We start from the raw sequence: 12,243 nt of genomic DNA, 5'->3' as shown, positions 1-12,243 counted from the left end.
GATATGCATTTTTACAAGGAAGATGCTTTTATTTTATTTCTCGTTATACTTCTTTAACTCTAAATGAACGCACTCGACATCCGACATAACCGGAATGTATTCAGTGCCACGTTTTTGACGTGTTTCTGCACCCTTGCCTGTAATCAAGATAACTGTATTACCTTGTGCATTTGCGGCGTCTTCCACAGCTCGTGCAATGGCTTGTTCACGGTTGATAATAATTTCGTATGGTGCCTTTTCTTTTTCGACTGCTCTTGCAATTTCCTGGGCAATTGCCAGTGGGTCTTCTTCCCCGGCATCTTCTTCGGTTAAGTAAATATAGTCAGCGTATTTACCTGCAATTTCTCCGAGGTCATGACGGCGATCTTGTGCCTTCTTACCAGGGCAGCCAAAGATAATCGTTGCACGATATCCAGGATATTCATTTCGTACAGATTCAAATAATTTCTGAAAGGATAACTGGTTATGTGCATAGTCTACGATTGCGGTTATCTTTTGGTCATTTGATGTATAGATTTCCATACGTCCAGGTACCTTTGCCTGATAGAGACCTGCTTGAATGTCACTAACAGGAATGTCATACAAGCGTGCTATTGCAATTGCACATAGTGCATTGGATACATTAAATAATCCTGGCATCGATAGTTTAAACTCTTCATCAAAGTCACTTCCACGTACATTGAAGACAATATCATTTCCGACTTTATGAACATTGTAACCATAGAAGTCGGCTGCTTCCTTTGTTTCTGAGAACGTAACTATTTTCTTACTAGCTTTCGCTGCTTCTAGAATTTCTTCGCAATGTTCAGAATCTAAGTTCACTAGACCATATGTACACTGCTCAAAGATACGTAACTTAGACGCAAAGTAATCTTCCCAAGTAGGATGTTCAATCGATGATACATGGTCATAGCCAATATTTAAGAATGCCGCAACAGAGAAGTTTACACCAAGTACACGGTCATACTTCAACGCTTGTGAAGATACTTCCATCGTCACAAAATCAATATTCGACTCAACTGCATTTCTGAAATGTCTTTCTAAGTCGAGTGGCTCTGGTGTTGTTAAGTGTGATTCAAAACGTTCTACACCATCATAGGTGCCAATCGAAGAAATGACTGCACTTTCTTGTTTCCCAACACGTTTAAGATATGTATCTAAGATTGTCTTTACATAATATGTCGTTGTAGACTTTCCTTTTGTGCCAGTCAGTCCAATGACATTCAGTTCTTTCCATGGATCGTTGTAGTACATCGTCGCAAGGTTTGCCATTGCATAACGCACATTTGTTAGTGGAATCCATGGAACATTAACCTCTGGATATTCTACTTCACTTAAATATGCAAAGGCACCTTTATTCACTGCATCCTGTAGGTACTGTGCTTTAAAGTGCACGCCTTTGCACAAGAATAATGTATTATTAACAACCTGATTTGAATCACAGGATACAAGTTCCACAACAGTATTCATGCATGTATCAGATAAATGAACTTTACCTAATACATTCTTCTCTTGTAAAAGTGAGATATAGTCTTTTAATAAGTATTTCTTCATCTAAACCTCCTATACATGTAGTGGTTCACGGTCAAAGAAGCGTATACATTCCTCTGCTAAAACCTCCATCGCATCAATATAGAATGAAGATAGTCCATGATATTCACGATATACAGATAATTCTGTACAGCCAAGTATTGCACAATCACAACCAGCATCTCTTACTGCTTTATCTATTGCCGCAAAGCTATGACGATTACCCTTTTCTCCACGCTTGATTTCATCATAGATTAAGGACATCACCTTCTTTTGTGTCTCAGCGTCTGGCTGCCATGCTTGCATACCTGCCGCTTCAATCTCACGATGATATACGCCTGTCTTAATTGTGCCATCCGTCGCAAGAATCGCTACCTTCTTATGATTTGTTTGTGCTAAGCGTTTTACCGTTTCACGTGGCATATGAATAATTGGAATAGATATTTCCTTCTGTAAACGATCTGCGAAGTAGTGCGATGTATTGCATGGAATCGCAATACAGCAGCTACCACAATTCTCTAACAAATGACAATCATGCAACATACGTTCATACACGACATTCTCATTACCAGATAGAATTGCAGTTGTACGGTCTGGCATCTTTGTATCAGATAATATCATCGTTGGAATATGGTCTTGGTCACAAACCGCATCTGTACGATCTAGAATCCACTGATATAAGATTTGTGTTGCCTGTGGCCCCATTCCACCTAAGATACCTAATTTATCTTTTGTCTGTTCCATACATGACACCTCTATGATTTCTTTACTGCGTATGTCTCGTAATTCTTTCTTTGTCTCTTTAAGTTATACCAAACCCATAAGCGATGGAAGAGATTCTTTTCTCCCTTATATACAAGGGAGTTTGTCATCTTACCTGCTTTTTCTAGTTGTTTCATCTTATCGTGGTAGGAAGATACGATAAAGTCTCTTGCGACATCTGATGGTACTACCTGCCATAAGCTTTCATTCTCACAGATTTCAAATGGAAGTTCATTACCTTCAATATAATCTTCCACTAAATAACGAGCGATATTAAAGCCTGCACCTGTAACGTAGTAGTTACTTCTTCCTTGACGGCAGTTAATCTCAAATAGTTTTAACTTGCCATCACGTTCATCATATTTCATATCGAAGTTAGAGAATCCAACATAGTGAATATCTTCTAAGAACTTCTTTAGCTTCATACAGATTTCTTCATTCTTTTCTGTCATGATAACTGCATGATTCCCTAATCCATGCGGTGTATGTTCTTCCAGTAAGACATGGCCTAAGCACATCATCTTAACCTGTCCATTCTTATCAGAATAGTTTGTTAATACACGCATGTAGGAGTCATCACCAGGAATACAATCTTGTATGATCATTGTATCTGGATATCCAGCCGCATAACAACGATCTAGCACATCGTATAATTCTTCCATTGTCTGTAAGATAAATACCTTATCATTGCCTTCAAATGGATGTTCCCAATAAGTAACGGAATTTGAAGGTTTACAAATAAATGGTGCTGTAAATGGTAATGTAAAGTCATGACCCATTTCTTTGTGGTAGATAAACGTAGCTGGATGGTCTAAACCATATTTGTCACACATCTCATAGAATTTTTCTTTGTTGATAAGGATATTTAATAGTTCTGCGTCAATTCCTGCTACGATACAGTTCTTTGGAAATAAGTGCTTATTTTCAGCAGCCAGCTTTACGTATGCATCACCACAACCTACGACAAGTACTTTTCCATCTTGGTGACTATTTGCGAAAGTCACAACATTCTTTACATACGCATCTGCATCTTCATTATTTTCACATGCATGATAATCAATGATAGAGCTGCGATACGCAGGTCCAGATAAATATTTACCAAAACATGTAGAACGTAATCCATACGCTTCATGGAACGCTCTTGCAACAGAGTATACGTTTATATCACCACCAAATAACAATGGATAGATTTTTTCCTTCATAAATAGCCTCTTTTCTTTCAATGTACTTCGTCTATTATACTACACAGTTGCTTTGTTGCTTAGATTCGTCCTGCAAGTAGGAATATGGCAAACATAATTGCATTCACAGCAACAACTGAAACCACAATACCAGCTACTATCAAAGTAGGATTGATTCTCTTTGTGATAAATACGTTACAACCATCTAGTGGCTGTTCATTTGTGCTAAATAACTTATCAAGCAAAGGAATATTCTCTGCATCTGTACTACGCTGTATCGTCATCAGATAGTTACCTGGCTCTGCATCAAACCAAAAGTGTTGTCTAGAATGTTGTGTAAAAGAGCTTCTCTCCACTTTGAACGTCGTACGATGTAAAGGGATTTCTCTACCAGTTTCCACTTCGTTTATCACAATATTCAATCTTGGGTAGGAAAATTTACCTAACGGTACCCTGAACCAAATCGCATAACTACCTTGTTCAGTGATTGTGAACTCATCACAATCAAGCGTAGCTTGCATTTCAAAGATACTCTTTCCAAGTGCTTTAAAACGTATTACAAACGTAATTGTGCCAATTAAACACAATATGCCTACTAGTACTATCAATATCACTAAAGCCTTCATCATTCCTCCATAATATCCCTTCTATTTTATCAGTTTTATGCCCTTGTTTCATAGTTATTAAATGAGATATTTTTATACATCTATGCTATACTTGTCATGTATATTTTGAAGAATATTGAGACGTACGAGGTGAATATATGTCTGCCAGATCAAAACAACAAAAAAAGAAAGGTGGCGTCGGTAAGGTTTTACTCATACTCTTAGCAGTTGTGAGTATCATCGCTATCGGCGTATATATTGCAGGTGTTATCTATTTCCAACAACATTTCTTCTACCGCACAACAGTTGGTAATACAGATGTAAGTTTTATGGATGTAGATTCAAGTATCGATACACTTACAAACTCTACCAAAACCTACAAAATTAAAGTAACTGCCCCTGGAGATAAGGTTTATGAAGTAAAGGGTAAAGATATCTCACTTAGTCTAGCAAGCGACGCGAAGGCATCTGTTGAAAAAGAAATCAAAGCACAGAATGTATTTACTTGGCCACTCTCTTTGATTCAACCTGAACACAAAGAGATTCAAGTAGAATACAGTGAATCAAAGCTCCAAAAACAATTAGAAGATTTGTTGTCATTAACAAAAGATCCAGTCAATGCAACAATCTCAATTAACGATGATACATACAAAGTTGTTGAAGCGAAGTATGGTGCAGATACAGCTGCAGTACAAAAGGAAATTGATGAGGCCATCAATAACCAAACCTACCAATTAACATTGAATAAAGATAACTTCACAGCACCAGAAATCACATCAGAATCTGAGCAGATTACAAATGCTGTAAAGAAGATCGAAAGCTACTTAAAGAGTACAGTATCCTACACGATTGGTGATTCTAAGAAAGTCATGGATAAAGCATCTGTACTAAAAGTATTAAGCATTTCTGATACATATGATGTGACAGTTGATGATGCTAAGTTACAAGCATATGTAGAAGAACTAGCCGCAAACTTTAATACCTACGGTAAAGTTCGTACATTTAGAACACAAGCTGGCGATGATATTCAAATCGGTGGTGGTGACTACGGTTATATTTTAGATAAGGATTCTGAGTTTACACAGTTAAAGTCAGATCTTGAATCTGGCATGATGGTTGAAAGACAGCCAATGTGGTCCCAAACCGCACAAGGTACTTTAGAAAATGATATCGGTGATACTTATGTAGAAATTGATTACACAAACCAAGTCATGTACTACGTATTACATGGTGAACGTGTATTCTCATCTCCTATCGTATCAGGAAACCTCAACATGGGTAGTGGTTCTCCAGATGGTGTCTTCCGAATTAAGTACCGTGTTACAAACACACACTTAAAAGGTACAGATTACGATGGATCTGAATATGATTCACCAGTAAACTACTTTATCGTATTTGCATATAACATCGGCTTCCACGATGCTCCATGGCAACCATGGTTCGGTGGTGACCGTTATACATATGCAGGATCTCATGGTTGTATCAACCTACCGAATGATTCCGCCGCATATATGAATGCGAACGTTCCAAATGATATTGCAGTTGTAGCGTACTATCGTTATCCAGTAAATCTAACAGGTACTGCAAACGCAAACTCAAACGCATATTCATATCATTAAACAAAAGAAGGTTCTCTTCGTAATCGAGAACCTTCTTTTAATATAACTTTAGCTCAGCTGCCTGCTGATCCCAGATGGCGTAATCCGCTTCTCCACGGTGATCAGGTATGTGATACTTTTCTTTTAAAATCTTACCAAAATAAGCATTAACCTTTTTGGAACCATTGATATTTAAATGGTCTCCACGGTCTAATGTATCTGTCGTCCAATCTAACGCAAGAGCATTATCTAGCTTATTTAAATCATAATATGTAATTCCGTATTTATCACATAGTGCTTGAACCACATCATGTCGTTCATCACTCCAGTTCTTTGGAGATGGCGAACTCACCATGATCAGTTCAACCTGATTCTCTTTACACAACTGTACAATCTTCTCAAAGTACTCCATCGTCTCAGGATAGATTGCCGTTTCACGCTTATTTGTCTTCATATACTGGTCAGAGCCTTGATATGGACGAATCTTGACACGTGCATAATACCCCTTACATTGATCCGCATATGCGTTTTCCTTGGTTGCACCAATCAAATTAACGCCAAGGTTGATTGACTTATAGATATTGTGGTGGTGTAATACAGGAAATATCTGTTCTGCCATCATCAATACTGAATCTTCCTTGTTATAAACTGCATTCTTACGGAACAAAGTATTTGGCTCTAGCACCAAGACTTTTGGTTTTTGATGTTTTAATACTTCTTCTAGAACGGTATAGCAGTCATTTAAACGCTGTGCACTACCACCTAGATTATAGGAAGCGATACCCTGTTCTTTCCAATACTGGAAAGGAGAGAATGTATTACTGGCCTCACTGTCACCTGTAAATAAGACATCCAGCGTATTCTCTTTTTCTTGGCTCACTGCATCAATTTTTCGATTTACCAACTGAATGTCATATACATTTTCATATCCCTTTGGTGCTACAAGATATGATGTACCGATCAGTAAACATACCAAAACCAATAGAAAGGCAACTGGTTTTAATGCTTTCTTCATACATACTCCTTACTAAAAACTTAATATAAACTTATTCAGCTTGTAGTCTTTGTACCATCGCAAGTAACGCAGCAGCGCTGTTAAAGTTTGCCGGTACAATATCAGATGCTGGAATCTGAATGTCATAGTGATCATTCAAAGCACTGATAATTGATAAAATATCAAATGAATCTAATACTGCATCATCAATTAATGTTGTGCAGTTTTCAAAATCCGCATCATCTTTAATATCGTTTAAAATTTCTAATAGTTCTTCCATTGTTTTTCTCCTTTTGACGCTAGAATCCAGCGTACATCATTTTGATAATATCATATCCCGGTCCATATGCACCGAAGAATATAATATAGAATATCACAAGATATAAAATACTCCATCGTATTACCAATGGTTTGGCTTCAAACACCTTGCGAATTGGATAACCTATTTCCTTTAGGATATCTACAATCACCACAATCACAAACGCAACTCCAACTGTGATGTAATCCCACGCATCCATACCAAGATATGGAATTGTTGACCAGGCATCAGCCCAATCAAAGCGTGTGAATAAAGATTGTACCATCGTAATAATCTGTCCTCCAGAAGAAGCCGCAAAGACCATTTCACCAAAGCACACAATTACAAGTAACTTCACAAAGCGGAAGATACGATAGCCAAATCCATTTTGGTTGATATGAAACTTCTTACAGAAGTTTTCTGTTGGTTTCTCCATGAACAATTCCGCAAAGATTAAAATGAAGTAATAAATACCATATAGAATATAGTTCCACTGTGGGCCATGCCATAAACCATTGGAAATCCATACACAAAATAACGCAATTGCAGGTCCAATATACTTGGCGACTGTCTTACCTAGATGTTGTTTACACCACTTGGTTAGCTTCATAACTGGCTTGGAAAGCGATACTGGGTAGAAGATATAATCTCTAAAGAATGTACCTAATGTAATATGCCAACGATGCCAGAAGTCAGAGGCATTCTTCGCAAAGAATGGCTGCGTAAAGTTCTCTGGTAATACGATTCCGAAAATTCTTGCACTACCGATTGCAATATCAATCGATCCAGCAAAGTCCATGTACAACTGAATCGTACAGAAGATTGCCCCAACTAATACAAGTCCACCCATGGATTCATACCTGGAGAAGATTGCATTGACTACCGGAGCCATATGGTCCGCAATCGCAACCTTCTTAAACATACCCCAAAGAATACGTTCAAACCCAATAATCATATTCTCTTGGCTAATTGGCTTACCTTCTGTTAACTTCTCACCAATCTCACTAAATCGTGCAATCGGACCTTCCACAAGGGTTGGAAAGAACGTTGCAAACAATAACAGTTTCGCATAGCACTGCACCGGTTCAATCTTTCCACTATTGATATCCGCAAGATATGAAACAAGCTGCAAAGTATAATAACTAATACCAATTGGAACCAAAATCTTAAGCGGTGTAAAAGACTGCTGTAATACCGCAAAGATGCCTGTCGCAAAGAAGTTTGTATACTTTAAAGCCAAAAGTACCGCAAGATTCAACAAGATACCAGCTGTCAAAATACGACTCTTCTGTTTCTTAAATACCTTTTTATCTACACCTTCCGGTGCCTTTTTCATTTCGCCTAATTTCTTGCCAACGAAAAAGGTAATAAAAGTTGTTACTAAACAATATACTACCAACCAACCCGACCATACTCCGAAGAATACCAGATTTGCAAGCAGTAGTACCATCCACCGATACTTCTGTGTAACTATCTGATAGAACAACATCGTAATCGGCAGAAATATAACTAAATAACCTAAAGCGTTATACGATAAATTCATAAGTAAATATCTTTCCATTCTTACAAAATAACATTCAATATTATAGTGCAGTTTTATAAAATTACACTATTTTCTGATGAAAATAATATCATTTTTTATGAATTTTACACGTTTCACACTGCCTTCACATATTTTGAACTGTTTTAAGAAAAGGATTATAATATATGTAGTGTTAGTTAGTACTAACTAGGAGGTACGATAATGAATCAACAACAACTAGAACGAATGCATTCAGATTTAGGATTTATTGCTGCCTTAGACCAATCTGGTGGATCAACACCAAAAGCCTTACGTGCATATGGCCTAGACGAGACAGCTTATGCAAATGATGAGGAGATGTTCGATTGTGTACATCAAATGCGTACACGTATCATCAAAACACCATCCTTCAACAAAGACGGTATCTTAGCCGCAATTCTATTTGAGAACACAATGGATCGTATGATTGATGGCAAATATACCGCTGACTATTTGTGGCAAGAGAAAGGTATCGTTCCAATCTTAAAGATCGATAAAGGTTTAGCTGAAGAACAGAACCACGTCAAGCTGATGAAGCCTATCCCAAATCTTGCGGAAACACTCAAACACGCTGTCGAAGATCGTCATATCTTTGGAACGAAAGAACGCTCTGTTATCTACGATTACGATGAACAAGGTATTCGCGATGTCATCGCCCAACAGTTTGATATAGCTCTACAAGTATGGAATGCAGGTGCAGTCGCAATCATTGAACCAGAAGTAGATATTCACAACCCACACAAAGCAGAATCTGAAGCCTTTATGTTAGAAGTAATCAACGAACATCTAGCAAAATTAGATTCTGATGTAAAAGTGATGTTTAAGTTAACAATTCCAACTGTGAATAACTTATACGCTGATTTAATGAAAGATCCTCATGTTGTACGAGTCGTTGCGTTATCTGGTGGATATTCACAAGATGAAGCTTGTCAGTTACTCTCACTCAACCACGGAATGATTGCGTCCTTCTCACGTGCCTTTGCACAAGACTTGCGCTACCAACAAACTGACGAAGAATTTGACGCAACTGTAAAAGCAGCAATCGCCAAAATCTACGCAGCTTCCATTGCATAATCAAGAAATACAGTCTACTAAAATACCTGTGCAGAATACAGCACAGGTATTTTTCTCTTATTTGTATAAAAAATTTTACATTGTAAAGAAAAAGATAGTATAGTATATGTATCATATTAGGCAAACTGCCTAATCACTTCCATTCATTTGTACAAATGAATGATGATTTTCTCAACAATATTTTACATAGATCATTCAGCCAGCATCCTTCAATACTACAACGATATTCTGACCTTTGCGAATATCAACTTTCTATATTCATTGTTTGTATCATAAGGAGGAAGAAATGATGAAATTCTTAAAGAAACTTTTTGCCATCTTGGTATGCGTAATGATGACAACCCCGCTCTTACATACCGCAGTCATTGCAGAAGAAATGCCTGACGAATACAAAGAGTACACAAAGGATAATTATTGGGCTGAGTTAAATTGGTTCCAAAATGATAACTATAAGGGGGTAGTTCCTACATATCTAAATGACTACTTTACAAGCAGTCGTTTAAGTTGGTATAACAGACTGAACTACGATGAATTAGTTCCATTTTTCCCAAGTGCCGGATTTTCAAGCAGTCCACAAGTAGATTCTGAAGAGCTTGATGTGATTAATCAATGGTTTGGAACATACGCGAAAGATCTCCCACATAGACAACCTACTGACCCTACCCTTAATCGTTGGCCTGGTGGAAAACAGTGGAATCCATATAACTTTAATTACGCAACAGAATTATTAAATGAGGGAATCACCGACTATAATGCACGTGCAGATATACGAGAAAGAGGATTATCTAGCACAGCTGTCATTGAGCATATGATTGGTGATACAGTCAATTTAGATTTTGATGTAGATGTATCCCTTTTAAAGAAGACATTACTTACCCAATTTATCAGTATTTTAAACTCCGAATTCCCTGCGTATTATATGATGAAGGATAATATGCCTGAGACTGCAATTACACAATCAGATGGCGAACTAGTATTCGTTATGGATTTGCCAAAGGGACTAGAATCTCTTGATTCAACCACTTATACACTAACTGGTATTGATGATCTAACACTATCCGTTACGAAAGAAAATGACGGCAGAAGAATCGTTGTAAAAGCTAGACTCAACGCACCTGCAAACTACGAAACCTTAAAAGATGTATACGCAAAGATACGTCTAGTAAATTCCGTGAAACTAAGCGTCGATGGTCTCAAGGTAACTACGGATATTGAACCTAATCAAAATAGTACTGTAACAGGATATGTTTATGGCGCATATGAGCTTATTCATACAACTGACAATAATGCAATTCTAAATCAAGACGCCACCGCAACAGAAAACAATAATAGACATCATATCGATCGCAATACAATCGTATTTGCCGGAAGACAACTCGCTAGTGGTAAAGATGATGGAGGCGACGCAAATAAGCCAGAACTCATTACATACTCACTCAGAGTCAACCAAAACAAAGTTACATTCATGAATGATAGTACAACCCATGCAGTTGTTAATGTAGAACCAGGTAAATCCATTGATTCAGATGTACTAACAAATCAATCCATGCCTTTAAATCCAAGCAGAGCTGGTTTCTTCGCATTCAAAGAATGGAATACAGCAGCCGATGGTACAGGCACAGTATTTACTGGTAGTACAACCGTGAATAGTGATATGACAGTTTATGCAATCTATACAGCGGTTAACCAAGCACCAGTACTAGAAGTACAGAATACAACAATTTACCAAGGTGATAATCTTGACCTTATGACACTAGCCGTTTCCGCAGACGACTATGAAGATGGTAATATCTTAAATCGTGTCCAAATTATCAACGACGGTGGCTTCAACAAAGATGTACTCGGTACCTATTCCGTTACATATAAGGTGACAGATAACGATGGTCTAAGTGCTACACAAGTAGCAACAATCACTGTCATTGCCAAAGCAAGTGTTAAAACTGCTGATACAACAAGCATTCCGATGTACGCTACACTATTTGGATTCTCTATAGTTGCGGCAATGATACTTTGGATTATCAAGAAACAAAAATTATCTACATTACAATAACAAAATTACTTAAAAGGGATTTGTATGAATGACAAATCCCTTTTACTTTTCATTATTTATCTAGTAATTCAATATAACTGCCATAGCCTTCCGCTTCCATCTTTTCAACCGGAATAAAGCGTAAGGAAGAACTATTAATACAGTAACGCAAACCACCTTTATCACGTGGTCCATCCGCAAAAACATGTCCCAAATGACTATCCGCATAACGACTACGCACTTCCGTTCGTACCATACCAAACTGTAAATCAACCTTCTCCGTAATTACTTCTGGAATAATTGGCTTAGAAAATGCTGGCCATCCACAGCCAGAATTGAACTTATCTGTGGACAAGAATAATGGTTCTCCCGAAACAATATCCACATAGATACCCTTCTGAAATAACTCATCATACTCATTTTGGTAAGGACGTTCCGTCTTCGCATTCTGTGTCACTTCGTATTGTAACTCTGTTAACTTCCCTTTCAACTCTTCTTTTGAAGGTTTGTTATATTCCGTTTCTAATATTGTCTTTTTAATCTTTTCATTCATAGGATTGGTATATACAAATTAAGCTCATCCAGCTAAACAAAATCTGTATACATCTCCT

Annotated in this window: 11 protein-coding genes; 3 read left to right on the top strand and 8 right to left on the bottom strand. The window is 37.5% G+C overall.

The features are described 5' to 3' along the window. Positions 1–33: 33 nt before the first annotated feature. The 4 genes from RYK16_RS06355 to RYK16_RS06340 are packed head-to-tail and all read right to left on the bottom strand — an operon-like array spanning position 34 to position 4,099. Positions 34–1,554 carry a UDP-N-acetylmuramoyl-L-alanyl-D-glutamate--2,6-diaminopimelate ligase gene (locus RYK16_RS06355; protein WP_314851428.1) on the bottom strand — a complete coding sequence of 507 codons (1,521 nt, stop codon included), beginning with the start codon at positions 1,552–1,554 and terminating at the stop codon, positions 34–36. Between the two features lie 9 nt (positions 1,555–1,563). Next, entirely contained in the window at positions 1,564–2,274 is a 711-nt protein-coding gene (locus RYK16_RS06350; RefSeq protein ID WP_314851427.1) for an amino acid racemase, read from the bottom strand. Positions 2,275–2,285: 11 nt separating this feature from the next. Further along, positions 2,286–3,494 carry an ATP-grasp domain-containing protein gene (locus RYK16_RS06345; RefSeq protein WP_314851426.1) on the bottom strand — a complete coding sequence of 403 codons (1,209 nt, stop codon included), beginning with the start codon at positions 3,492–3,494 and terminating at the stop codon, positions 2,286–2,288. 59 nt (positions 3,495–3,553) lie between these two features. Then, on the bottom strand, positions 3,554–4,099 hold the full coding sequence (locus tag RYK16_RS06340; protein ID WP_314851425.1) for a hypothetical protein: 546 nt from the start codon (positions 4,097–4,099) through the stop codon (positions 3,554–3,556). Between the two features lie 137 nt (positions 4,100–4,236). Between RYK16_RS06340 and RYK16_RS06335 the strand changes: the two genes are divergently transcribed. Beyond that, positions 4,237–5,697 (top strand): peptidoglycan binding domain-containing protein, encoded by a 1,461-nt coding sequence (locus tag RYK16_RS06335; RefSeq protein ID WP_314851424.1) that lies wholly within the window; start codon positions 4,237–4,239, stop codon positions 5,695–5,697. Positions 5,698–5,734: 37 nt separating this feature from the next. On the opposite strand, the gene RYK16_RS06330 is transcribed toward RYK16_RS06335, so the two are convergent. The 3 genes from RYK16_RS06330 to RYK16_RS06320 are packed head-to-tail and all read right to left on the bottom strand — an operon-like array spanning position 5,735 to position 8,511. Continuing rightward, positions 5,735–6,691 carry a hypothetical protein gene (locus tag RYK16_RS06330; protein ID WP_314851423.1) on the bottom strand — a complete coding sequence of 319 codons (957 nt, stop codon included), beginning with the start codon at positions 6,689–6,691 and terminating at the stop codon, positions 5,735–5,737. 31 nt (positions 6,692–6,722) lie between these two features. Further along, entirely contained in the window at positions 6,723–6,950 is a 228-nt protein-coding gene (locus tag RYK16_RS06325; protein ID WP_294023362.1) for an acyl carrier protein, read from the bottom strand. 19 nt (positions 6,951–6,969) lie between these two features. After that, positions 6,970–8,511 (bottom strand): MBOAT family O-acyltransferase, encoded by a 1,542-nt coding sequence (locus RYK16_RS06320; RefSeq protein ID WP_314851422.1) that lies wholly within the window; start codon positions 8,509–8,511, stop codon positions 6,970–6,972. A 201-nt stretch (positions 8,512–8,712) separates the two neighbouring features. Between RYK16_RS06320 and RYK16_RS06315 the strand changes: the two genes are divergently transcribed. Further along, positions 8,713–9,603 carry a fructose bisphosphate aldolase gene (locus tag RYK16_RS06315; RefSeq protein WP_314851421.1) on the top strand — a complete coding sequence of 297 codons (891 nt, stop codon included), beginning with the start codon at positions 8,713–8,715 and terminating at the stop codon, positions 9,601–9,603. Between the two features lie 286 nt (positions 9,604–9,889). Continuing rightward, the gene (locus RYK16_RS06310; RefSeq protein WP_314851420.1) at positions 9,890–11,653 is read left to right on the top strand and encodes an InlB B-repeat-containing protein; all 1,764 of its coding nucleotides are present in this window, start codon (positions 9,890–9,892) and stop codon (positions 11,651–11,653) included. Positions 11,654–11,705: 52 nt separating this feature from the next. Here RYK16_RS06310 and msrB read toward each other — a convergent pair whose 3' ends face one another. Then, positions 11,706–12,185, bottom strand: a complete 480-nt coding sequence (gene msrB, locus RYK16_RS06305; RefSeq protein ID WP_314851419.1) for a peptide-methionine (R)-S-oxide reductase MsrB — start codon at positions 12,183–12,185, stop codon at positions 11,706–11,708. Between the last annotated feature and the right edge of the window lie 58 nt (positions 12,186–12,243).

The sequence above is a fragment of the uncultured Solobacterium sp. genome (assembly GCF_963550625.1).
Classification (GTDB): domain Bacteria; phylum Bacillota_I; class Bacilli_A; order Erysipelotrichales; family Erysipelotrichaceae; genus Bulleidia.
This window is presented reverse-complemented; position numbering and strand designations above follow the sequence as displayed.